At 62.5% G+C, this 21,793-nt stretch carries 23 protein-coding genes and 1 other RNA gene; 15 read left to right on the forward strand and 9 right to left on the reverse strand.

Going from position 1 to position 21,793, the window contains the following annotated elements; translation table 11 throughout:
- Positions 1 to 46 precede the first annotated feature (46 nt).
- Complete coding sequence (locus tag ATY77_RS06520; RefSeq protein WP_088686623.1) at positions 47 to 994, forward strand: AEC family transporter; 948 nt, start codon at positions 47 to 49, stop codon at positions 992 to 994.
- A 69-nt stretch (positions 995 to 1,063) separates the two neighbouring features.
- Here the strand turns inward: ATY77_RS06520 and ATY77_RS06525 are convergent, their stop codons facing one another.
- Positions 1,064 to 1,627: a cytochrome c family protein gene (locus ATY77_RS06525; protein ID WP_088676417.1), complete on the reverse strand. Its 564-nt coding sequence runs from the start codon at positions 1,625 to 1,627 to the stop codon at positions 1,064 to 1,066.
- Between the two features lie 154 nt (positions 1,628 to 1,781).
- On the opposite strand from ATY77_RS06525, the gene ATY77_RS06530 reads away from it, so the two are divergent.
- Both ATY77_RS06530 and ATY77_RS06535 read left to right on the forward strand, forming a co-directional pair.
- Entirely contained in the window at positions 1,782 to 2,537 is a 756-nt protein-coding gene (locus ATY77_RS06530; protein ID WP_088686624.1) for a 3-deoxy-manno-octulosonate cytidylyltransferase, read from the forward strand.
- 123 nt (positions 2,538 to 2,660) lie between these two features.
- Positions 2,661 to 3,515 carry a prephenate dehydratase gene (locus tag ATY77_RS06535; RefSeq protein ID WP_088676415.1) on the forward strand — a complete coding sequence of 285 codons (855 nt, stop codon included), beginning with the start codon at positions 2,661 to 2,663 and terminating at the stop codon, positions 3,513 to 3,515.
- Positions 3,516 to 3,538: 23 nt separating this feature from the next.
- Here the strand turns inward: ATY77_RS06535 and ATY77_RS06540 are convergent, their stop codons facing one another.
- The 5 genes from ATY77_RS06540 to ATY77_RS06560 all read right to left on the reverse strand — a co-directional run bounded on the left by ATY77_RS06540 (position 3,539) and on the right by ATY77_RS06560 (position 6,439).
- Complete coding sequence (locus tag ATY77_RS06540; RefSeq protein ID WP_088686625.1) at positions 3,539 to 3,907, reverse strand: VOC family protein; 369 nt, start codon at positions 3,905 to 3,907, stop codon at positions 3,539 to 3,541.
- Positions 3,908 to 4,041: 134 nt separating this feature from the next.
- Entirely contained in the window at positions 4,042 to 4,302 is a 261-nt protein-coding gene (locus ATY77_RS06545) for a hypothetical protein (protein ID WP_088686626.1), read from the reverse strand.
- A 70-nt stretch (positions 4,303 to 4,372) separates the two neighbouring features.
- On the reverse strand, positions 4,373 to 5,068 hold the full coding sequence (locus ATY77_RS06550; RefSeq protein WP_088686627.1) for a YafY family protein: 696 nt from the start codon (positions 5,066 to 5,068) through the stop codon (positions 4,373 to 4,375).
- Between the two features lie 4 nt (positions 5,069 to 5,072).
- Positions 5,073 to 6,032 (reverse strand): NAD(+) diphosphatase, encoded by a 960-nt coding sequence (gene nudC / locus ATY77_RS06555; protein WP_088686628.1) that lies wholly within the window; start codon positions 6,030 to 6,032, stop codon positions 5,073 to 5,075.
- The gene (locus ATY77_RS06560; protein ID WP_088686698.1) at positions 6,029 to 6,439 is read right to left on the reverse strand and encodes an HIT family protein; all 411 of its coding nucleotides are present in this window, start codon (positions 6,437 to 6,439) and stop codon (positions 6,029 to 6,031) included. Before ATY77_RS06560 ends, nudC begins: the two co-directional genes overlap by 4 nt.
- Positions 6,440 to 6,527: 88 nt before the next feature.
- Here ATY77_RS06560 and ffs point away from each other — a divergent pair.
- The 3 genes from ffs to ATY77_RS06575 all read left to right on the forward strand — a co-directional run bounded on the left by ffs (position 6,528) and on the right by ATY77_RS06575 (position 8,884).
- An RNA gene (gene ffs / locus ATY77_RS06565) (signal recognition particle sRNA small type) lies at positions 6,528 to 6,624 on the forward strand.
- A 42-nt stretch (positions 6,625 to 6,666) separates the two neighbouring features.
- On the forward strand, positions 6,667 to 8,538 hold the full coding sequence (locus ATY77_RS06570; RefSeq protein WP_088686629.1) for a DNA polymerase III subunit gamma/tau: 1,872 nt from the start codon (positions 6,667 to 6,669) through the stop codon (positions 8,536 to 8,538).
- A gap of 22 nt (positions 8,539 to 8,560) precedes the next feature.
- Complete coding sequence (locus ATY77_RS06575) at positions 8,561 to 8,884, forward strand: YbaB/EbfC family nucleoid-associated protein (protein WP_088686630.1); 324 nt, start codon at positions 8,561 to 8,563, stop codon at positions 8,882 to 8,884.
- 65 nt (positions 8,885 to 8,949) lie between these two features.
- Here the strand turns inward: ATY77_RS06575 and ATY77_RS06580 are convergent, their stop codons facing one another.
- Positions 8,950 to 9,567, reverse strand: coding sequence for an MOSC domain-containing protein (locus ATY77_RS06580; RefSeq protein WP_190237586.1), 618 nt, complete (start codon positions 9,565 to 9,567; stop codon positions 8,950 to 8,952).
- A gap of 57 nt (positions 9,568 to 9,624) precedes the next feature.
- On the opposite strand from ATY77_RS06580, the gene recR reads away from it, so the two are divergent.
- Complete coding sequence (recR, locus tag ATY77_RS06585; RefSeq protein ID WP_088686632.1) at positions 9,625 to 10,230, forward strand: recombination mediator RecR; 606 nt, start codon at positions 9,625 to 9,627, stop codon at positions 10,228 to 10,230.
- 11 nt (positions 10,231 to 10,241) lie between these two features.
- Positions 10,242 to 11,480: a lytic murein transglycosylase gene (locus tag ATY77_RS06590; protein WP_088686633.1), complete on the forward strand. Its 1,239-nt coding sequence runs from the start codon at positions 10,242 to 10,244 to the stop codon at positions 11,478 to 11,480.
- A 5-nt stretch (positions 11,481 to 11,485) separates the two neighbouring features.
- Here the strand turns inward: ATY77_RS06590 and ATY77_RS06595 are convergent, their stop codons facing one another.
- Positions 11,486 to 11,941, reverse strand: coding sequence for a GNAT family N-acetyltransferase (locus ATY77_RS06595; protein WP_088686634.1), 456 nt, complete (start codon positions 11,939 to 11,941; stop codon positions 11,486 to 11,488).
- Positions 11,942 to 11,949: 8 nt separating this feature from the next.
- Positions 11,950 to 13,581, reverse strand: a complete 1,632-nt coding sequence (locus ATY77_RS06600) for an MFS transporter (protein WP_088686635.1) — start codon at positions 13,579 to 13,581, stop codon at positions 11,950 to 11,952.
- 245 nt (positions 13,582 to 13,826) lie between these two features.
- Between ATY77_RS06600 and rimP the strand changes: the two genes are divergently transcribed.
- The 7 genes from rimP (at position 13,827) to truB (ending at position 21,730) form a co-directional block, all read left to right on the forward strand.
- Positions 13,827 to 14,432 (forward strand): ribosome maturation factor RimP, encoded by a 606-nt coding sequence (rimP, locus tag ATY77_RS06605; protein WP_088676406.1) that lies wholly within the window; start codon positions 13,827 to 13,829, stop codon positions 14,430 to 14,432.
- 59 nt (positions 14,433 to 14,491) lie between these two features.
- A complete protein-coding gene (nusA, locus tag ATY77_RS06610; RefSeq protein ID WP_088676405.1) occupies positions 14,492 to 16,093 on the forward strand; it encodes a transcription termination factor NusA in 1,602 nt (533 codons plus the stop codon).
- Positions 16,090 to 16,782, forward strand: a complete 693-nt coding sequence (locus tag ATY77_RS06615) for an RNA-binding protein (RefSeq protein ID WP_190233700.1) — start codon at positions 16,090 to 16,092, stop codon at positions 16,780 to 16,782. Before nusA ends, ATY77_RS06615 begins: the two co-directional genes overlap by 4 nt.
- A 102-nt stretch (positions 16,783 to 16,884) precedes the next feature.
- Complete coding sequence (infB, locus tag ATY77_RS06620; protein ID WP_088676404.1) at positions 16,885 to 19,626, forward strand: translation initiation factor IF-2; 2,742 nt, start codon at positions 16,885 to 16,887, stop codon at positions 19,624 to 19,626.
- 31 nt (positions 19,627 to 19,657) lie between these two features.
- Complete coding sequence (locus ATY77_RS06625; RefSeq protein WP_088686636.1) at positions 19,658 to 20,266, forward strand: YcxB family protein; 609 nt, start codon at positions 19,658 to 19,660, stop codon at positions 20,264 to 20,266.
- A 114-nt stretch (positions 20,267 to 20,380) separates the two neighbouring features.
- Positions 20,381 to 20,785 carry a 30S ribosome-binding factor RbfA gene (rbfA, locus tag ATY77_RS06630; protein ID WP_088676402.1) on the forward strand — a complete coding sequence of 135 codons (405 nt, stop codon included), beginning with the start codon at positions 20,381 to 20,383 and terminating at the stop codon, positions 20,783 to 20,785.
- A gap of 12 nt (positions 20,786 to 20,797) precedes the next feature.
- On the forward strand, positions 20,798 to 21,730 hold the full coding sequence (gene truB, locus ATY77_RS06635) for a tRNA pseudouridine(55) synthase TruB (protein WP_088686637.1): 933 nt from the start codon (positions 20,798 to 20,800) through the stop codon (positions 21,728 to 21,730).
- Positions 21,731 to 21,793: the final 63 nt, after the last annotated feature.

The following is a 21,793-nucleotide window of genomic DNA, read 5'->3' on the forward strand; positions in this document are numbered from 1 at the left end:
TGTTTGCTGTTAGAGGTGAGACTTCCCGCGCAAAGCAGCCTTTCCCATGTCAGCCATCATTCTCGACGTCCTTCCCATCTTCATCCTGATTCTCATCGGCTGGGTGATCGTCCGCAGCGGATTGATGGCATCGAATGTCGGCGAAGCGCTCAGCGAATTCGTCTTCAAGATCGCCGTGCCGCTCTTACTCTTCCGCACGATTGCCGAGGCGGATTTTCACGGCGCCTCGCCGTTCCGGCTCTGGATCGTCTATTTCTCCGGCGTCGCGATCACCTGGGCGGCCGGTCATATCGCCGCCACGCGCCTCTTCGGCCGCGACGAACGGATCGGCGTGCTCGCCGGCGTGTCCTCGGCCTTCGCCAACAACGTCTTCATCGGACTGCCGCTCGTCGAACGCACCGTCGGCGACGAGGGGCTGGTGGCGCTGTCGATCCTGCTCGCCGTGCATCTGCCGGTCATGATGGTCGCCGGCACCGTTCTGATGGAGCATGCCGAGCGAAAGATCGCCGGCAAAAGCGACCGCAGCATGGTCTTCGTGCTGCGCCAGATTGTCATCAATCTCGTCCGCAACCCTCTGGTGATCGGGCTTGCGGCCGGCATGGCCATGCATCTTTCCGGTCTGACCATGACAGCGACGCTGGCGACGGTCGTCAACCAGATCGCCGGCATTGCCGGCCCGGCGGCGCTGATCTCGCTCGGCATGGCATTGGAGAAATATGGCGTATCCGGCAATCTCGGCATCGCCAGCGTCACGTCGGCATGCAAGCTGCTACTGTTGCCGGGCTGCGTCTGGGCGGCAAGCCATCTCCTCGGTCTCAGCCCCGAATGGACAGCGGCGATCGTGCTGACCTCATCGGTGCCGACAGGCGTCAACGCCTGGCTGATCGCCAATCGCTTCGGCGTCGGCCACAGCCTCGCCGCCTCGACGATCTCGGTCACGACGGCGCTCGGCGCCATCACCGTCTCACTCTGGGCCTATTTCCTCGGCGCCTGAACTTGCTCCAGGAACGAAGAAAGCCCGGCTTGCGGCCGGGCTTCGATTGTCACGCGATCGCGCTTCGCCTTACTGCGTTGCGGTGTTCGGATCCGGCAGCGGTACCGGCGAATCGGCCAGCGTATGCAGATAGAGGATGACGTTGGCGCGATCCTGGTCCTTCGGGAGACCGGCAAAGCCCATCGCGGTGCCGGGAACGTCCTTCTTCGGCGCCAAGAGGAACTTGTTGAGGAATTCGAAGCTCCACTTTTCGCTGCTGCCCTTGGAGAAATCCTTCATGGCGGCGGAATAGGCGAAGCCCTCATGCGAGGCGATCGGGCGATCTACGACACCAAAGAGGTTAGGACCGACTTTGTTCGGCCCCCCTTTGGTGGCGTCATGACAGGCCTGACACTTCTTGAAGACCACTTCACCGGCCTTGGCATCTGCAGAAGCGAGCAATTGCGCGATCGGAACGGCAGCAGCCGGCGCAGCTTCGCCACCGGCGGCGGGCGCCTCTTCGGCAACGATCGCGAAACCTTCCTTCTCCGGCGCTTCGGAATGGAAGATCCCCTCGGACGCGATCGAGACCGACATCAGAACGAAAATCGTTCCGAGCAGTGCCCCCACGGCCGTATTGACGTATGAATTCATCTGCAATGCTCCCCTTGCAGCCGGCAGACCATAAACCGGACCATCTTGAAATCGCGCGGAACCTATGTCTTTTGGCTGATCGTTGCAACTGTCTAAATGGTCTTGCGTGTGAGACTTTTTGACACTTTTCAGCCCGGAATAGAAGGCCCGAACCATGAGTGATTCAAATTTAGACGACGTGCTCGTATTGATCCCGGCGCGGATGGCGTCCACGCGGCTTCCGGGCAAGCCGCTCGCCGATATTTGCGGCCTGCCGATGATCGTGCAGGTGGCCTTGCGCGCGAAGGAGGCTGCCATCGGCCGCGTGGTCGTCGCCGTCGACGACCACGAGGTGTTCGACACCATCGCCGCCGCCGGCTTCGAGGTCGTCATGACCAGCCAGGATCACCAGTCTGGCTCCGACCGGATCTTCGAGGCGCTGCAGAAGATCGATCCCGGCGGAAGGGCGAAGATCATCGTCAACGTCCAGGGCGATCTGCCGACGATCGAGCCGGAGACCGTCCGGGCGGCCTTGCGTCCGCTTGAGAACGAGGCCGTCGATATCGGCACGCTGACGACCGAGATCGACAATGAAGAGGACAAGACCGCGCCACACATCGTCAAGGTCGTCGGTTCGCCCGTTTCCGAGACCCGTCTGCACGCGCTCTATTTCACCCGCGCGACTGCGCCTTACGGAAAGGGGCCGCTCTACCACCATATCGGGCTCTACGCCTATCGGCGCGCGGCGCTGGAACGGTTCGTTTCGCTCGGCCCGTCGACACTCGAAAAGCGCGAGGCGCTGGAGCAGCTGCGGGCGCTGGAGGCCGGCATGCGCATCGACGCCGAGATCGTTGACACGGTTCCGCTCGGTGTCGATACTCCCGCCGACCTCGAAAAGGCGCGGCGCATCCTCTCCGCCAGAACAGGATGATTTTAGGCTCAGTTGGCCTAAAATCTGAATCCTGTTCTCAATTAAAGAGTTAGAGCATGATGTCCTCCGAAAACCGCTCACACTTTTCGGCATCATGCTCCAAGTCGAACTGACGGAACCACCATGAACATCAAGACCAACAGGATCGCCTTCCAGGGCGAATTCGGCGCCAATTCCGACATGGCCAGCCGCGACATGTACCCGACCATGGAGCCGCTGCCCTGCCAGACCTTCGAGGATGCATTCACGGCCGTCGACAATGGCGACGCCGACATTGCGATGATCCCGATCGAGAACACGATTGCCGGGCGCGTCGCCGACATCCACCATCTGCTGCCGGAATCACGGCTGCACATCATCGGCGAATATTTCATGCCGATTCGCTTCCAGCTGATGGTGCTGCCCGGGGTCACCAAGGACGAGATCCGCACGGTGCACAGCCATATCCACGCGCTCGGACAGTGCCGCAAGATCGTGCGCGCCCATGGCTGGAAGCCTGTTATCGCCGGCGATACGGCAGGCGCGGCGAAACTCGTGAAGGAAACCGGCGATCGCTCGATGGCCGCGCTTGCCCCGCGTCTTGCAGCCGATCTCTACGGGCTGGAGATTGTCGCCGAAAATGTCGAGGATACGGAAAACAACGTCACCCGCTTCGTCATCCTGTCGCGGGATGAGGAATGGGCGCAGCGCAATTCGGCGGAAGAGAAGGTCGTCACCACCTTCGTCTTCAACGTCCGCAACATTCCGGCCGCGCTCTATAAGGCGCTCGGCGGCTTTGCCACCAACAACATCAACATGACGAAGCTCGAAAGCTACCAGCTCGGCGGAAAATTCGTCGCGACGCAGTTCTACGCCGATATCGAGGGCCATCCGAACGATCCGAACGTTCGCCGGGCTCTGGAGGAGCTGCGGTTCTTCTCCGAGAAGGTTCGCATTCTCGGCGTCTATAAGGGGCATGCGATGCGAGGCCTGCTCTAAGCAGGCCCCGTCTATCCAGCATATTACTTATCCGGCTCACAGACGCGCAGCCGATGTCCGTCCGGATCGAGCACGACGAAGGTCGCGCCGAAATCCAGTTCCGTCAGTTCCTGGGCGATCGGCAGGCCGCGCTGGCGCCAGTCCTCATATTGCCTGGCGACGGCATTTTCTCCCGCGACCATGAAGGCCACCTCACCCCGGTTGCCGATGGCGGAGGGCTGCGGCTCGACCTTACTGCGCCGCCACAGGCCGAGCGTGAAACCGCCATCCAGCGGGAAGGCGACGAAATTCGGCGCCTCCACGGCCGGTTCGCGGTTCAGGAGGCTCCGGTAGAAACTGGCACTTTCGCCGGGGTCCTTAACGTAGAGGATAATCAGATTGGGGCTGGTCATTTCGGTTCTCCCGTTGCTGGTAATTGGGCACGGCGAGGAACGACCTGCCGCCAGTTTATGGCAGCAGGCGCCTGAGGGCGCTGCGAAAGCAGCGCCCCGTTCCCGGCCGGCGATGTGGATGACGATCAGATGGTCTAAAGCGAAAAACGGCTCTGGCGGCGCGGACCGCGTCCATCCATGAAGCCAAGGTCGCGCTTGCGGCAATCCGGCGTCGCTTCCAGATCGAGGATGGTGTGATTTGCGCTGCGAATCCGAAAGATGTTCATGATCAGACGCCGAATACCGGAGTGCTCGGACTGCCCGACATCGGCGAAAGTTTCGGCCGAAATGACATCGGCAAAGGCGTCAACTGCAAAACGGTCGCTGGCTTGGCGGATGAGTGAAGACGTCGCCATGATCAGTCCTTTCCTGATGAATTGAGACTGATCATAACGCCAACTGCTGACAGTTTATGGCAGCAGCATTTCACCGCTCGATCGGCACGTCCTGCGTCTCGCGCCACTCCTTGAGAAGTGCGGTACGACGGCGCGGATAACGCACCTCGTGCAGTGCCATGTCGATAATGCGATCGGTGCGGAAGTGGCGAAAATCCTGGCGTAGCTCACACCAGGCCATAAGGACGCGCACGTGTTCGAAATAGCCGAGCGCGAAAGGCCAGACGCGGCGGCGCGAGATCCGGCCCTGCTCGTCGCCGTAATGCAGTTCGAGAATGCGCTCCAGGCGGATCGCCCTGCGGATGGCCGAGACATCCGCGCTATCCTCATCCCGGCGTTTGGGGCCGACGAAGAGAGCGGCCGAATCAATCATTTCGCGCAAGTCGTCCGGCAGAACGGCGGCGATCTTGGCTAGAGCATCGGCACCGGCGCCGGCAAGGCGCGGCTCGGCGGCGCGGGCCACCCAGCGCGAGCCGAGCACCAGCGCCTCCAGCTCCTCCTCGGAAAACATCATCGGCGGCAGCATGAAGCCGGGCTTCAGCACATAACCGATGCCGGCCTCGCCTTCGATCATCGCGCCCTGGGCCTGCAGGCTGGCGATGTCGCGATAGAGCGTGCGCAGGCTGACGCCGGTTTCTTGGGCAAGCACCGTTCCGGTCACCGGCCTGCGATAACGCCGAAGCGTCTGGAGCAGCGTCAGGAGCCGTTCCGAACGGGCGACCGGCATGGCACTAGCGCTTCCACTCCACCCAGTCGCGCATCAGGCGGTGGGCGATCGCCCCTTTCGGCGGCGAGGCCTTGCCGTTGGCGCCTGGACGCTCGATCATCTCGAGCGTTTCCTCGCGGGTGAACCAGCGGCAATCCTCCAATTCGGTCTCATCGCGCTTGATCTCGGTGGATTTCGCCTGGGCGTAACAGCCGATCATCAGCGAATGCGGCATCGGCCAGGGCTGCGAGGCGTGGTAGCGGATACGGCCGGTGCGGATGCCCGACTCTTCCAGGGTTTCGCGGCGCACGGCGTTCTCGATGGTCTCGCCGGGCTCGACGAAGCCAGCAAGACAGGAATACATGCCGGGCGAGAAATGCGGGCTGCGGCCGAGCAGGCAGAGGTCGCGGCTCTCGTCGATCGTCAGCATGATGACGACGGGATCGGTGCGGGGAAAGATCATGTGCTCGCAGGCGGTGCAGACCCGCTTGTAGCCGCCGATATGGACTTCCATCGCCGAGCCGCAGCGGCCGCAGAAGCGGTTGTCGCCGTTCCAGCGGATAAGGCTGGCGGCCTGGGCGAATTCGCCGAGCAGCACCTCGTCGATCAGCATCTCGCGAAACAGCGTGCGGCCGTCGGCGGGCTTGTACTGGCTGGCGAGATCCTCGACATCGACGCCGACGGGAACGGCGAGGCGGGGCTCGCCGGTTTTGCGGTAGCCGAGAAGCACCGTCTCGTCCCAATCCGGCTGCAGCTCCTGCAGCTCGTAGCGGGCAAAGAGTGGATCGAGCACCTGCCCGTCATGCTTCAGCACCAGCTTGTCCCTGGCGAAGGCGAAGATATGCGTCCCTTCCCTCGCCAGCGCCCTTTCGACCGACTTTTCATCGCGATGTTCGGAATCACGATTGAGGTCGTTGGCGGCAAAGGCGGTGAGATTGCTGGGTTCCGGATGCGGCACATCCGAATCGAAAAGCGAATGACTCATGATGAAAGGGCTTCCCGCAGCTTCGCTATGAATTCATCTCTCTTCCCATCCTCGTAGGGCTCAGCGCGCCCGAAGCCCCAGACAGGACCCGGCCAGTTGGCATCACCTTCGAAGCGGGCAATGACATGAACATGAAGCTGGCGGACGATATTGCCAAGAGCCCCGATATTGATTTTTGCGGCACCGGTGACCTCCTTCAGGGCCTTGGCGACCAGCTCCGCCTCGAAGGCGAGCAGCACCTGGTCGAGCGGCGTCAGCTCGAAAATTTCGGCAATGCCTGCCCGACGCGGCACGAGAATGAGCCAGGGCCAGCGGGCATCCCGGGACAATCTCACATCGCAGAGGCCGGTCACCATGATGCTGATGCTGTCTTTTTCCAGCCGGGGGTCGAGCTCGAAACCGTTCAAGGGCATTCCTCCTATCTTTTCCAAGGACTAGCAGTTTTTTATCATGTTGGCTTGCTTTTGATGACGATATTGCCGATATGTGCACTCGGGAGGTTGGTGGTGGACGAGCCACTCGCCAACCGGGTCAGGTCCGGAAGGAAGCAGCCCTAACGAGCCCGGCACGGGTCATCGTGCCAGCCTCCCACCTTCTCTTCCAAGAAGCCCGAGCTTCGGGCGCAAGCAGGGCGATGAGCGAGACCGAGCGACAGTCACAAGATGCCGCCTCGACGGGCACCGGATACCGGGTGCTGGCACGAAAATACCGCCCCAAGGATTTCACGGACCTGATGGTCGGCCAGGAGCCGATGGTCCGTACGCTCACCAATGCCTTCGAGACCGGCCGCATCGCGCAGGCCTACATGCTGACCGGCGTGCGCGGCGTCGGCAAGACGACGACGGCGCGCATCCTGGCGCGGGCGCTGAATTACAAGACGCCGGATATCGACAAGCCGACGATCGATCTGCGCGTGCCCGGCGAACATTGCCAGGCGATCATGGAAGGCCGTCATGTCGACGTGATCGAGATGGATGCCGCCTCGCATACCGGTATCGACGATATCAGAGAGATCATCGAGCAGGTGCGCTACCGGCCGGTTTCGGCGCGCTATAAAGTTTATATCATCGACGAAGTGCACATGCTTTCGACGCAGGCCTTCAACGGCCTGCTGAAGACGCTTGAAGAACCACCGGAACATGTGAAGTTCATCTTCGCCACCACCGAAATCCGCAAGGTGCCGATCACCGTGCTGTCGCGCTGCCAGCGCTTCGACCTGCGCCGCATCAGCGCGTCAGATCTCGTCGGATTGTTCACCACGATCGCGGCCAAGGAAGGCATCGAGGCGGAAGCGGACGCGCTGGCGATGATCGCGCGCGCGGCCGAAGGCTCGGCCCGCGACGGCCTGTCGCTGCTCGACCAGGCGATTGCTCACGGCGCGGGCGTGGTGCAGGCGGAAGCGGTGCGGGGGATGCTCGGTCTTGCCGACCGCGCCCGGATCGTCGATCTCTTCCAGCATGTAGTCAAAGGCGACGTGGCCGCCGCACTTGGCGAATTCCAGGGCCAATACGAGGCAGGCGCCAATCCTGTCGTCGTGCTCACCGATCTTGCCGATTTCACCCATCTGGTGACCCGGCTGAAATATGTGCCGGATGCGGCGAACGACCCCTCGCTCAGCGAAATCGAGCGCACCAAGGCGACGGAATTCGCCAAGGGCGTCGCGGTCACGACGCTGTCGCGCATCTGGCAGATGCTGCTGAAGGGCATTCCCGAAACGGAAGGCTCGTCACGCACGGCAGGGGCGGCCGAAATGGTGCTGATCCGGCTTGCGCATGCGGCCCATCTGCCGGCGCCCGAGGATGCGGCGCGCCGGCTTGCCGAATTTTCCGGCGACAATGCCGGTTCGCGTCCCTCCTCCCCGCCGTCCGGCAATGGCGGCGGCAACGGAACGCGCGTTCCCTATCAGAGCAGCGTCGCAGCGCGCGCGGCCGAGCCAACACCGCGGCCGCAGCCCTCAGGGCCGACGGCGATGCTGCGCGCTGTGCCCAATCCGGAACCGCAGACTATCGGCCGCACCGAGGTGAAGCCTGCAGAGGCTCCGAAGCCGCTGGTGCGCATCAATTCCATTGGCGACATCGTCGACCTCGCGGGCGAAAAGCGCGATGTCAAATTGAAGGCGCTGGTGCGCAACTTCGTGCGCCCTGTCCGCATCGAGCCCGGCCGGCTTGATGTGAACCTCACCGAAGGCGCACCGAACACGCTGCTGAACGAGCTCGCCGTCAAGCTCAAGGAATGGACTGGAATCCACTGGATCGTCAGCACCAGCCGCGAAGAAGGCGGGCCGACGATGGTGGAAGCAGAGGCCAGGACGCGGGAACAGCACGTCATCGACGCGCGACAGGATCCAGACGTCGCGGCGATCCTGGCGCATTTCCCGGGCGCGAAAATCATCGACGTGCGCGTGCGGGCACCGACGCCGGAGGAAGAGGCGGACGAGGCGACACCGCCGGCCGCCGCCGAATCCGAGGAAGGTGACATCCTGCCGGGCGACGACATAGAATTCTAGCGTTTCAAGAAGGAGCGAGACGATGCGCGACATCATGGGCATGATGGGCAAAGTCAAGGAAATGCAGGCCAAGATGGAGCAGATGCAGGCGGAGATCGCCGAGCTCACGGCCGAAGGCAAGGCGGGCGGCGGCCTCGTCACCGTCATCATCTCCGGCAAGGGCGAACTCAAGAGCCTGAAGATCGACCCGTCGCTGTTCAGGGAAGACGATGTCGAAATCCTCGAAGACCTGATCGTTGCCGCCCACAAGGACGCCAAGGACAAGGCCGAGGCGCTCGCCGCCGAAAAGACCAAGGCTCTGACCGCCGGCCTGCCGATCCCGCCCGGTTTCAAGCTGCCGTTTTGATAGCAGGCAATTCGATCTTCAATTTCACCGCAATCGCGTTCGCGATGCACGGGCGAAATTGTCGCCTAAGGCTGTGCTGCCAACATCGCCCGCAGCTTGTAGTGAATAGGGGCTGCGAGATATCGCGCCCGGTCCGCCTCGGAAAGCCGACGCCCAAAAGTTTCCATCAGCTCCGGCATCGTGACTTTAGCGCCGGCAAATGACTGGTGCTCCACCGGCATTCCGGCCTCGGCCACGCCGCCCTGGATGACCCGGCAATAAATGCCGGGGCGGGCGGCTACCGTATAGCGTTTGACGAATTTCGGATCGGCCATCCTGGCGGCGAAAGTGGCGCAGGGCATGCGGCATGCCGTGACTTCGAGAACGAGGTCGCCTGATACGAAGCGGTCGCCGACGGCAACGTCGCGATTGTCGAGATCCGAGATCACCAGGTTTTCGCCGAAGGTGCCGGGCTCATAAGGCCGGCCGAGCTCCCTCGCCCACCAGTCGAGCGTCAGCGATCCCTCGATATAGATGGCCTGATCGACCCCGCCATGGTGCTTGCGGTTGCAGATTGCATCGCCGACCAGTCCCTCGGCATCGATCATGACGGCGCCATTGACGGCCTGTTTGAAGATGCCGGTCTTGTAGCTCTTGCCGGGCAGCCGTTCCGGATTGCCTCTGCACAGCGCCAGGATTTTCATGGGACGGCCGATCCTTCCGCGATTCCGTTTTCGTTCCATATCAGTTAAGAACGGCGCATGGCAAAACGAGTCACCGGCCCCGAAATCGAAAAACTCATCCAGCTTCTGGCAAAGGTGCCGGGCCTCGGGCCACGCTCAGCCCGCCGGGCGGCGCTGCATCTGATCAAGAAGAAGGACCAGCTTCTCGGCCCGCTGTCGAACGCGATGGGCGAAGCCTATGACAAGGTGAAGATCTGCTCGCGCTGCGGCAATGTCGATACCGTCGACCCTTGCACCGTCTGCACCGACGCGCAGCGCGACCAATCCGTCATCATCGTCGTCGAGGACGTTTCGGACCTCTGGGCGCTGGAGCGGGCGGGCGCGATGAACGCCGCCTATCACGTGCTCGGTGGCACACTCTCGCCGCTCGACGGGATCGGGCCTGACGATCTCAACATTCGCGGGCTGGTCGACCGGATCGGCGAAGGCGGCATCCGGGAATTGATCATCGCCGTCAACGCTACCGTCGAGGGGCAGACGACGGCGCATTACATCACCGACCAGCTGCAGGGGCTGGACGTGAAGATCACGCGGCTGGCGCACGGCGTGCCTGTCGGCGGCGAACTCGATTATCTCGACGAGGGCACGCTCGCAGCGGCGCTGCGGGCGCGGACGGTGATATGAGGGGAATTTATATGCCGCGAATACTCGCACTCGCCATAACGGCGGCCCTCCTCCCCCTCCCCTCCCACGCGGCCCCATCGAAAGCCGATGTCGAGGCGCAATTCGAAAGCTGGGTGCAGAAGGACCTCTGGCCGCAAGCCAAGGCGGGCGGCATTTCCGAGAAGACTTTCAAGGCCGCTTTCTCAGGCGTCACCCTGAACTGGAACCTGCCGGATCTCGCCCCGCCGGGGTTCCCGCCGCCCAAGGAGCAGAAACAGACGCAGGCGGAGTTTTCCTCGCCGGGTCCCTATTTCAACGAGGACCGGCTGAAGAAGCTTGCCGCGACGGGGCGCGGCTTTGCCGCGCAATATGGTTCGACGCTGAAGCGGATCGAGAAGACTTACGGCGTGCCAGGCTCGATCGTGCTTGCCATCTGGGGCCGGGAGACGGGCTTCGGCGCGGCGAAAATCCCGAATTCGGCGGTCGAAGTGCTGGCGACCAAGGCCTTCATGTCGACCCGCAAGGAAATGTTCCGCACCGAGCTGGTGGCCGCCCTGCATATTCTCGACGGCGGCGACGTGACCCCCGCCGATTTCAAGAGCTCGTGGGCCGGCGCGCTCGGCCAGCCGCAATTCATGCCGACGAGCTATCTGAAATATGCGGTCGATTTCGACGGCGACGGTCACCGCAACATCTGGACCTCGGTGCCGGATACGCTTGCCTCGATCGCCAATTACCTGATCAAGAAGGGCTGGCAGCGTGATCGTGACTGGGGCTTCGAGGTTTCGATCCCGGAGGCAGTTTCCTGCGCTCAGGAGGGTCCAGACCTCGCGAAGCCGCTTTCGCATTGGGCCTCGCTCGGCATCGCGCGCATCTCCGGCAAGGACTTTCCCGCAAACGAGATGAAGGCCGAAGGCATGATGCTGGTTCCGGCCGGCCGCGACGGGCCCGAATTCATCGTCACGCCGAATTTCTACATCATCAAGGAATACAACAACTCCGATCTCTATGCGCTCTATATCGGCAATCTCGCCGACCGGATCGGCTCGAATGCCGGCGCTTTTCAGGGTCGATGGGGCGATGTCGGCAAGATGCTGCGCTCGGATGTCGCCGCCATGCAGAAGGCGCTGGAGCGGCAGGGCTATGACGTCGGCGGTTCCGACGGCCTGCCCGGCTACAAGACACGGCGGTCGATCGGCCAATGGCAGGCGAAGAACGGCATGAAGCCGACCTGCTTTCCCGAGGCCACGATGAAAGGCAAGCTGAAGTAGCCGTTTCAGAGGTTGCGCTTCAGCCCTTCATGGCTCGCGACGAAGCCGAGCTTCTCGTAGAAGCGGATCGAATCCGCCCGCGTCTTGTCCGATGTCAGCTGTACGAGGCCGCAGCCGCGCTCGACGCATTGGGCGGTCGCCCAATCGATGAACTCGGAGCCGAGGCCGGAGCCGCGCAAATCCCGCGCGATACGCACGCTCTCGATCTGCCCGCGCCACATGCCCGCTCTCGAAAGGCCGGGAATGAAGCTCAGCTGCAGACAGCCGACAAGCTGATCGTCCGCATCGCTTGCAACGGCGAGCATCTGGTTGGCATCCGCCTCGATCGCGGCGAAAGCCGAGAGGTAGCGCGCATCGATGGGGTCCGAGACGATCTCCCTGGCGCTGCCGAGATCGTCCTCGGCCAAAAGCCGGACGATGGCGGCAAGATCCGATTGGCGGGCGAGCCTGAAATTATACACGGCTGTTCTCAATGGTGCAGATCTATCGGCGCCTTATGGAAGACGTCATCGCCGGGCGGAATGGCCTGACGTTCGATCATTCGATGAACATGGGGCAGGCCTTCGCCGCGGTGAAGGGCGCGCAGCCTGTCGATGTTTTCGGCATCGGCCTGCGTACGCCGCTGGTTGTGTCTGATGTATTCGACCCAGGTCGGCGTATGGTAGCTTTCGGTCCAGAGCCCGGGATTTTCGAGATCGCGCATCAGCGCCCAGTGCCGCGCGCCATCACGGATGCGGATACGCCGCCGCTCCACCATCAACGCCATGAATTCCGCAAGGTCGTCATCGGCGATCTCGTAGTCGACCTGGATGACGATCGGGCCGCTGCGCGGCGTGATGTCGAGACTCAAGGCCGGCGCGGTGAAGCGGTTCAGCGGATCGAGGTTGAGCGAGGCGAAGGCCGGCATCGAAAAACGTAGCCCGATCGTAATGCCGAGCAGCATGACGACCGACGACATCAACAGCGCATTTGCAACGCCGTAGCGGTCGGCGGCCACACCCCAGAGCCAGCTGCCACCGGCGATGCCGCCGAAGGTGACGGTCTGATAGAGCGACAGCGCGCGGCCGACCACCCAGCGCGGCGTCGAAAGCTGGACGATGGTGTTGAAGAGCGACAGCGCGGAGACCCAGCAGGCGCCGGAGATGAGCAGGCCGGCGGAGGTCAGGAGGGCGCTCGGACTGAAGGCGGCGATGACGGCGCTCAACGCAAAACCGGCAAAGGCCAGCCGGATGATGATCTCACTCGACAGCATCTGGCGAAGCCTCGCATTCAGCACCGCTCCGCCGATCGCGCCGATGCCGAAGGCGCCGAGCATGAAGCCATAGGTCAGCGGGCCGCCGGCAACGAGATCGAGAGCGACGATCGGCAGCAGCGCTAGGATAGAACTCGCGCCGATGCCGAAGATGAGACCACGGACCAGAACCTTTTCGAGATTGGGCGACATGGAGACGTAACGCAGGCCGGCGAAGATGGCGCTGCCGAGCGCCTCCCGCGGCAGGGTCGAGACCGGTGTGCTCGGCCGCCAGCGCGACAGCGCGTAAATCAATGGCAGGTAACTCAGCGTGTTCACCGCAAAGGCCGCAGCGGCGCCGGCCGCCGCAACGATGGCGCCGCCGATCGCCGGGCCGACGCTGCGGGTGATGTTGAATCCCATGCTGTTCAAGGTGACGGCGCCCGGAAGATCGGCGCGCGGCACCATATCGCCGACCGAGGCCTGCCAGGAGGGATTGTTGAGCGCCGTGCCGCAGCCGATCAGGAAGGTGAAGAAGAGCAGCAGCCAGGGCGTGATCCAGCCGAGAAGCGCACAGGCCGTCAGCAGGCCGGAGACCACGAGCATCATGCACTGCGCCGTCAGCATGACGCGGCGGCGATCGTAATTGTCGGCGAGCGCGCCCGATATCAGGGAAAACAGCATGATCGGCAGCGCGGTCGAGGTCTGCACCAGCGCGACCATATCCTCCGAAGCGGTGATCGTCGTCATCATCCAAGCAGCACCCACTGCCTGGATCAGGCCGCCGAAATTCGAGGAAAGACTCGCAAACCATATGGCGCGATAGGTATCGTGCCGCAAAGGCGCCAATGTCGACGAAGTATACGCCACGATTTCTCCCGCTTTTGTCATTGCCCCCGACCCGGCAATATATGCGCATGACCGGCGCTGGCCATAGCGCGTTCGCCTTGCCGGAGGCGAATTGGCGGAATCCGCCGCAGACCTTGCAATTTCGTAAAAACCCGACTATATGGCTCTCAAATTCTTGATCGCTTGATGAAGAGTGGGCCGCAAGGACCCGCTCTTTTTTATTAGCTCGATCGCCTGAACAGCAGAAATTGCGAGGAGCGCACCGCTTGTCGGACATGACGAACGCAGACAACGAATTTGAGCCGCGGCTGATTACCGAAACCGGGCTTGACCAGCGTCTTGCCGATATCATCGAACCCGTTCTCATCGGGATGGGTTTCCGGCTGATCCGTGTGCGCATGCTGAACCAGAACGGCATGACGATGCAGGTCATGGCCGAACGCAACGACGGCACGATGACCGTCGAGGACTGCGAAGAAGTCTCGATGGCGATTTCTCCCGTGCTCGATGTGGAAGATCCGATCGATAAAGAGTATCATCTCGAAGTGTCTTCGCCCGGCATCGACCGTCCGATGGTGCGGAAATCCGATTTCGTTCGCTGGCAAGGTCACCTGGTGAAATGCGAGACGTCGATCATGATCGGCAACCGCAAGCGCTTCCGCGGCAAGATCGTCGAAGCCGACGCAGATGGTTTCACGCTCGAGCGTGACCAGGTTGCCTACGGAGAAGAGCTGAACGTCACCATTCCTTTCACGGCGCTCAGCGACGCGAAACTCATTCTGACCGACGATCTGATCCGCGATGCGCTGCGCGCCGACAAGCTGGCGAAAGCGCAGGCCGCCAACCAGAACGAAGCGGACGAGCAGGAATAACCGATCAACAGACCGCTCCAGGGACGGGAACCCGGGAGTAAAGACGGAGAAACAAGACAATGGCAGTCAGTGCGAACCGGCTCGAACTTCTGCAGATCGCAGATGCAGTGGCGCGCGAAAAGGTCATCGACCGCGAGATCGTGCTTGCCGCAATGGCCGATGCCATTCAGAAGGCGGCACGCTCGCGTTACGGCACCGAATCCAACATCCGGGCCGACATCAATCCGAAGACCGGCGAAATCCGGCTGCAGCGCCTGCTCGAAGTCGTCGACAAGGCCGAGGATTATTCGACGCAGATCCCGCTGGAACTCGCCCGCGACCGCAACCCGGACGCCGCACTCGGTGATTTCATCGCCGATCCGCTGCCGCCGATGGATTTCGGCCGCATCGCCGCACAGTCCGCCAAGCAGGTGATCGTGCAGAAGGTGCGTGAAGCCGAGCGCGACCGCCAGTTCGACGAATTCAAGGACCGCGTCGGCGAAATCGTCAACGGCACCGTCAAGCGCGTCGAATACGGCAACGTCATTGTTGACCTCGGCCGCGGCGAAGGCATCATCCGCCGCGACGAAATGATCCCGCGCGAGAACGTGCGCTATGGCGATCGCGTCCGCGCCTATGTCTACGACGTCCGCCGCGAGCAGCGCGGTCCGCAGATCTTCCTGTCGCGAACGCATCCGCAGTTCATGGTGAAGCTCTTCACCATGGAAGTGCCTGAAATTTACGACGGCATCATCCAGGTGAAGTCGGTTGCCCGCGATCCGGGCTCGCGCGCCAAGATCGCCGTGATCTCGAACGATTCGTCGATCGATCCGGTCGGCGCCTGCGTCGGTATGCGCGGTTCGCGCGTCCAGGCCGTCGTCGGCGAGCTTCAGGGCGAGAAGATCGACATCATTCCCTGGAGCCAGGACCCGGCGACCTTCGTCGTCAACGCCCTGCAGCCGGCCGAAGTCGCCAAGGTCGTTCTCGACGAGGATGCAGAGCGCATCGAAGTCGTCGTTCCGGACGAGCAGCTGTCGCTTGCGATCGGCCGCCGCGGCCAGAACGTCCGCCTCGCCTCGCAGCTGACCGGCTGGGACATCGATATCATGACGGAGGCCGAGGAATCGGAGCGCCGTCAGAAGGAATTCAACGAGCGCACCAACCTGTTCATGGACTCGCTCGACGTCGACGAAATGGTCGGTCAGGTTCTGGCGTCGGAAGGCTTTGCCGCCGTCGAGGAACTCGCTTATGTCGATCTCGACGAAATTTCCTCGATCGATGGTTTTGACGAGGATACGGCTCAGGAAATCCAGACCCGCGCCCGCGAATATCTCGAGAAGCTCGAAGCCGAGATGGACGAGAAGCGTAAGGCGCTCGGCGTTGAGGACGAGCTGCGCGGGATCGACGGCATGACCGCCCAGATGATGGTGGCGCTTGGTGAAGACGGCATCAAGACGATCGAGGACTTCGCCGGTTGCGCCGCCGATGATCTCGTCGGCTGGACGGAGCGCAAGAACGGCGAAACGAAGAAGTTCGAGGGCCTGTTCTCGAAGTTCGACGTCTCGCGCGTCGAAGCCGAACAGATGATCGTCCAGGCCCGCCTTGCAGCCGGCTGGATCACCGAAGAGGACCTGGCAAAGGGGACCGAGGAAGAGGTCACCGAAGCCGAACAGGAAGCATGATGACCGCGCATGAGCCGGACGCTCTCCCTGAGGAGGACGATCTTGCAGGTTATGACGTGAACGGACGCATGTGCATCGTGACGCGTGAAAGCGGATCGCCGGATGAGCTGATCCGCTTCGTCGCGGCTCCCGACGGAACCGTCGTCGCCGACCTGAAGCGCGAGCTTCCGGGACGCGGATGCTGGGTGAAAGCCGACCGGTCGCTGGTCGACAAAGCGGTGGCGAAGAAGCTCTTCGCCCGCGCGCTGAAGAGCGACGCGAAGGCAGCAGACGATCTCGGCGCGAGCGTCGACCGGCTGCTGGCGGCGCAATTGATGCAGATGATGAACATGGCGCGCAAAGCCGGCCAGTTCGTCAGCGGCTCCTCGAAAGTGGATGCCGCGGTGAGAAGCGGAGCAGCGCTTGCGGTGTTCCATGCGACTGATGCAGCGGACGACGGCGTCCGGAAGATCGACCAGGCCCGCAAGGCCTGGCACCTCGGAATGGAGACCGAGGAGGAGATACCTTCCTTCCGTCTCTTCTCGGAGAGCGAAATGGAAGGCCTGATGGGCCAGAATGCTTTTATCCATGCCGCAGTGCTTGCAGGGCAGGCGGGTGAGGGTGTAGTGAAGCGCGCAAAGATGCTCGAACAGTACCGTATTGGCGGTCAGTCCCGGGCAGCGGGCGGCGCTGGCCGGCAAAAGCAATGAGAAGGTCACCGGCATCGGCCGGTCCTATTCTCATTGATCGACAGTATTTGAACGACAGGGTCTGATCTAGTCATCGCTCCCTGTCCGAAGGAACGGGAACGAATGACCGATAGCAATGACGACAAGACACTCAGCGTAACGGGCAAGAAGACGCTTACCCTGAAACCATCGGGGATGAGCCAGGGCACCGTTCGCCAGGATATGGGTCGCGGTCGCACCAAGGCGGTCGTCGTCGAGACCCGCAAGCGGCGTCCGATGCGCCCGGAAGACGAAAAGCCGATCACGCCCGCCGCCCCCGTGGCCCCGGTCCGCGCCGCCGAACCGGCACCCGCGCCGGCACAGGCACGTCCGCAGCAGCCGACGCCGGCGCCGCGCGTTCACCAGCCGGGCGGCAGCCAGACCAACCAGCGTCCGCAGCAGTCCTATCAGCAGCCGCGCTCGAACGACCGTCCGCGCCCTGTCGTGCTGAACCACCTGTCGCCGGAAGAGATGGACGCCCGTCGCCGTGCGCTCGCCGAATCCCAGGCGCGTGACGCCCAGGATGCGATCCGCCGCGCCGAGGAAGAAAAGCGCCGCGCCGCTGAAGAGGCCATCCGCAAGGCGGCCGAGGCCGAGGAAGCCGCCCGCAGGGCGGCCGAAGAGGCTGCCCGACAGGCTGAGGCTCCTGCCGTCGCCGAACCGGCGGCACCGGCTCCGGTTGCGGCTGAAGCCCCTGCGAGCACGCCGCGGCCGGCATCATCGGCCCCAGCTGCCCGCCGGCCCGACGGCGCAGCACCTGCTGCCGCCCGTCCGGCCCCCGGCGCTGCGGCGCCGGCAGGCGTCCGCGGCCGTCGCAATGAAGACGGCGACGATGATCGCGGCGGCGCACGCGGCGGTCCGGCTCGTGGCCGTGTCGTCCGTCCGGAACCCGCAAAGCCGGTTACGACGCGTCCGAAAACGGACGAAGAGCGTCGTCGCGGCAAGCTGACGATCACCACCGCTGACGTGGACGGCGAAGACGCCGGCCGCAGCCGTTCGCTTTCGGCGATGCGCCGCCGGCAGGAGAAGTTCCGCCGCAGCCAGATGCAGGAAACCCGCGAGAAGATCTCCCGCGAAGTCGTTCTGCCTGAAACCATCACCATTCAGGAACTGTCGCAGCGCATGTCCGAACGCGCCGTCGACGTTATCAAGTTCCTGATGAAGGAAGGTCAGATGATGAAGCCGGGCGACGTCATCGACGCCGACCTCGCCGAACTCATCGCCGGCGAATTCGGCCATACAGTCAAGCGCGTCTCGGAATCCGACGTCGAGCTCGGCATCTTCAACCTGTCCGACGAAGAGGGCGAACTGGTTTCGCGCCCGCCCGTCGTCACCATCATGGGCCACGTCGACCACGGCAAGACCTCGCTGCTCGACGCCATCCGCCATGCCAACGTGGTCTCCGGCGAAGCCGGCGGCATCACGCAGCATATCGGCGCCTATCAGGTGGAACAGAACGGCCAGAAGATCACCTTCATCGACACTCCCGGCCACGCTGCCTTTACGGCGATGCGTGCCCGCGGTGCGCAGGCGACCGATATCGCGATCCTCGTGGTCGCGGCTGACGACAGCGTGATGCCGCAGACGATCGAATCGATCAACCATGCCAAAGCGGCCGATGTTCCGATCATCGTGGCGATCAACAAGATCGACAAGCACGAGGCTGATCCGCAGAAGGTGCGCAACCAGCTGCTGCAGCACGAAGTCTTCGTGGAATCCATGGGTGGTGAAGTGCTCGACGTCGAAGTCTCGGCCAAGACAGGCAAGAACCTCGACAAGCTGCTCGAGGCGATCCTGCTGCAGGCCGAAATCCTCGACCTCAAGGCCAACCCGAACCGGACGGCGGAAGGCACCGTTATCGAAGCCCAGCTCGACCGCGGCCGCGGCTCGGTCGCCACCGTGCTCGTCCAGAAGGGCACGCTGCGCCCCGGCCAGATCATCGTCGCCGGCGACGTCTGGGGCCGCGTGCGCGCGCTGGTCACCGACAAGGGCGATCATGTGAAGGAAGCGGGTCCCGCGACTCCGGTCGAGGTGCTTGGTCTTTCCGGCACGCCGCAGGCGGGCGACAAGTTCGCCGTCGTCGAAAGCGAAAGCCGCGCCCGCGAAATCTCCGAATACCGCCAGCGTCTTGCCCGCGACAAGGCGGCTGCCCGACTGTCGGGTCAGCGCGGTTCGCTGGAACAGATGATGACGCAGATGCAGAGCACCGGCATCAAGGAATTCCCGCTCGTCATCAAGGGCGACGTGCAGGGTTCGATCGAAGCGATTGCCGGCGCGCTGGAGAAGCTCGGCACCGACGAAGTCCGCGCCCGCATCGTCCATTCCGGCGCAGGCGGCATCACAGAGTCGGATATTTCGCTCGCCGAAGCTTCGAACGCGGCCATTATCGGCTTCAACGTTCGCGCCAATGCGCAGGCACGCCAGTTCGCCGAACGCCAGGGCATCGAGATCCGCTACTACAACATCATCTACGATCTCGTGGATGACGTGAAGGCAGCGATGTCGGGCCTGTTGTCGCCGGAACGGCGCGAAACCTTCATCGGCAATGCCGAGATTTTGGAGGTGTTCAACATCACCAAGGTCGGCAAGGTCGCAGGCTGCCGCGTCGTCGAAGGCAAGGTCGAGCGCGGAGCAGGCGTGCGCCTCATCCGCAACGACGTTGTCGTTCACGAAGGCAAGCTCAAGACCCTCAAGCGCTTCAAGGACGAAGTCTCCGAAGTGCCGATGGGCCAGGAGTGCGGCATGGCCTTCGAAAACTACGAGGACATGCGCGTCGGCGACGTCATCGAGTGCTTCCGCGTCGAACACATTACGCGCACGCTCTGATCGTTGAATGTCTCAATACGAGAATAAACTAATGAGAAAGCCATCCGCCACACTGGTGGATGGCTTTTGGCATCTCGAATCCGAATCAAGTCTGAGCGACACTATAGCTGCCCGTCAGGCGCTGGATGTCTTTCGTCAATTGAACCGGCCGAAAATCTGGAGGTTTGCAACGCAGATTTTTGTGCTTTGCTTTATTCTACTTTATTCTGCGACGCTCCTAGTTTCGTCACTTCTGATCGCCGGCATCATTTTCAAGCTCAGCCCCTCCGGTATCGACGAGGCTTTATTTGGGCACTATTTCTTCTTGCTGTTTTCTGCAACGATGCTGTCGCTCTATCTCCTGCTTCCACTTTTCTACCGATACCACAACCGCTCCATGTTGCCGCCCGGCAGCAAGATGAGTCTCCCACGCGCCCAAGTGATAGGCAGACAGACAATCGTCAACGAACTGCCAAACGTAAGAAGCGAGTGGCATTGGGCCGCCGTCTCGGAATTCATTGAAACAAAGAGCCATTTTATTATAACTCATGTGGTCGGGTACTTTGTTGCTGTTCCGCGATCCGCATTTTTGAGCGAAACCGATGCTGCGTCTTTTGCGGAGTTATGTCGCAACGCACTTGCCGAAGCCCGCAGCCAATAGGATTGCTCGCGTGACTTTTGGCGTCGGCCGCCTTGACCTTTTCAACCAAAAGAGTCATGGACGCTCTCCTTTGACGGGTTCGATTCCCAGCCGCATCGGCAAATAGAGATAACAATGACCAGACCAACTTCTTCCGCGCCTTCGCAGCGCATGCTGCGCGTTGGCGAACAGGTCCGCGCCGCGATCACCCAGGTGCTGCAGCGCGGCGAAGTGCGCGACGACGTCATCGAGGCGACCGTGATTTCGATTTCGGAAGTGCGCATGTCGCCCGACCTGAAGATCGCTACGGCCTATGTGACGCCGCTCGGCGTTTCCGACCACAGCATCGTCATCGAGGCATTGAACCGCCACGCCAAGTTCATCCGCGGCCGGCTCGGGCCGCAGCTTCGGCAGATGAAATACATGCCGGAGGTGCGCTTCCGCGACGATACCAGCTTCGACAATTACAAGAAGATCGACGAGCTCTTGCGTTCGCCCGAGGTGAGCCGTGACCTCGACGGCGATAACGACGAAAAATAATAGAAGAGACGCATGTCCAAACCACGCAAACCCAAGGGCCGGCCGATTTCCGGCTGGCTGATCCTCGACAAGCCGGTGGATTTCGGCTCGACGGAAGCCGTTTCCAAGATCAAGTGGCTCTACAAGGCCCAGAAGGCGGGCCATGCCGGCACGCTCGACCCGCTCGCCTCCGGCATGCTGCCGATCGCGCTCGGCGATGCGACGAAGACCGTCCCCTACGTGATGGACGGCCGCAAGATCTATGAATTCACGGTGAGCTGGGGCGAGGAGCGCGCGACGGACGATCTCGAAGGCGAGGTCACGCAAAGCTCGGACAAGCGCCCCAGCGAACAGCAGATCCGCGATATCTTGCCCAGCTATATCGGCACGATCAGCCAGGTGCCGCCGCAGTTTTCCGCCATCAAGATAGCGGGCGAACGCGCGTATGACCTGGCGCGCGAGGGCGAAGCCGTCGAAATTCCCTCGCGCGAGGTCGAAATCTTCCGCCTGACGCTGCTTGCCTGTCCCGATGCCAATACGGCGCATTTCGAAGTGGAATGCGGCAAGGGCACCTATGTGCGCGCGCTCGCCCGCGATTTCGGCCGGGAGCTCGGCTGCTACGGCCATGTATCAGGGCTCAGGCGCACCTTCGTCGCCCCCTTCGCGGAAGGGGCCATGGTGCCGCTCGCAGACCTCGTAGCGCTTGAAGCGATCGAGGACATGGACGAGCGGCTCGCCGCCCTCGACGCACTGCTGATCGATACATGCGAGGCGCTTTCGGCGCTCCCCCATCTCGTCATCAACGACGACCAGGCCCATCGGCTGAAGATGGGCAATCCGATCCTCGTGCGCGGCCGCGATGCGCCGATTGCCGAAAGCGAAGCCTATGCGACGGCCCGCGGCCGGCTGATCGCGATCGGCGAAATCGGCCAGGGCGAGTTTCGCCCAAAGCGGGTTTTCGCCTGAGTCTGCACAGCTGACGATTGTCATGCGATGGCGATGCGATATCTTCCTTTCGGGCCATAACGG

The organism is Rhizobium sp. R634, from assembly GCF_002211305.1.
Classification (GTDB): domain Bacteria; phylum Pseudomonadota; class Alphaproteobacteria; order Rhizobiales; family Rhizobiaceae; genus Rhizobium.

Coding starts and splice junctions, on each gene's coding strand:
- ATY77_RS06520 (WP_088686623.1), top strand. CDS start 47: ATGTCAGCCATCATTCTCGACGTCCTTCCCATCTTCATCCTGATTCTC.
- ATY77_RS06525 (WP_088676417.1), bottom strand. CDS start 1,627: ATGAATTCATACGTCAATACGGCCGTGGGGGCACTGCTCGGAACGATT.
- ATY77_RS06530 (WP_088686624.1), top strand. CDS start 1,782: ATGAGTGATTCAAATTTAGACGACGTGCTCGTATTGATCCCGGCGCGG.
- ATY77_RS06535 (WP_088676415.1), top strand. CDS start 2,661: ATGAACATCAAGACCAACAGGATCGCCTTCCAGGGCGAATTCGGCGCC.
- ATY77_RS06540 (WP_088686625.1), bottom strand. CDS start 3,907: ATGACCAGCCCCAATCTGATTATCCTCTACGTTAAGGACCCCGGCGAA.
- ATY77_RS06545 (WP_088686626.1), bottom strand. CDS start 4,302: ATGGCGACGTCTTCACTCATCCGCCAAGCCAGCGACCGTTTTGCAGTT.
- ATY77_RS06550 (WP_088686627.1), bottom strand. CDS start 5,068: ATGCCGGTCGCCCGTTCGGAACGGCTCCTGACGCTGCTCCAGACGCTT.
- nudC (WP_088686628.1), bottom strand. CDS start 6,032: ATGAGTCATTCGCTTTTCGATTCGGATGTGCCGCATCCGGAACCCAGC.
- ATY77_RS06570 (WP_088686629.1), top strand. CDS start 6,667: ATGAGCGAGACCGAGCGACAGTCACAAGATGCCGCCTCGACGGGCACC.
- ATY77_RS06575 (WP_088686630.1), top strand. CDS start 8,561: ATGCGCGACATCATGGGCATGATGGGCAAAGTCAAGGAAATGCAGGCC.
- ATY77_RS06580 (WP_190237586.1), bottom strand. CDS start 9,567: ATGAAAATCCTGGCGCTGTGCAGAGGCAATCCGGAACGGCTGCCCGGC.
- recR (WP_088686632.1), top strand. CDS start 9,625: ATGGCAAAACGAGTCACCGGCCCCGAAATCGAAAAACTCATCCAGCTT.
- ATY77_RS06590 (WP_088686633.1), top strand. CDS start 10,242: ATGCCGCGAATACTCGCACTCGCCATAACGGCGGCCCTCCTCCCCCTC.
- nusA (WP_088676405.1), top strand. CDS start 14,492: ATGGCAGTCAGTGCGAACCGGCTCGAACTTCTGCAGATCGCAGATGCA.
- ATY77_RS06615 (WP_190233700.1), top strand. CDS start 16,090: ATGATGACCGCGCATGAGCCGGACGCTCTCCCTGAGGAGGACGATCTT.
- infB (WP_088676404.1), top strand. CDS start 16,885: ATGACCGATAGCAATGACGACAAGACACTCAGCGTAACGGGCAAGAAG.
- ATY77_RS06625 (WP_088686636.1), top strand. CDS start 19,658: ATGAGAAAGCCATCCGCCACACTGGTGGATGGCTTTTGGCATCTCGAA.
- rbfA (WP_088676402.1), top strand. CDS start 20,381: ATGACCAGACCAACTTCTTCCGCGCCTTCGCAGCGCATGCTGCGCGTT.
- truB (WP_088686637.1), top strand. CDS start 20,798: ATGTCCAAACCACGCAAACCCAAGGGCCGGCCGATTTCCGGCTGGCTG.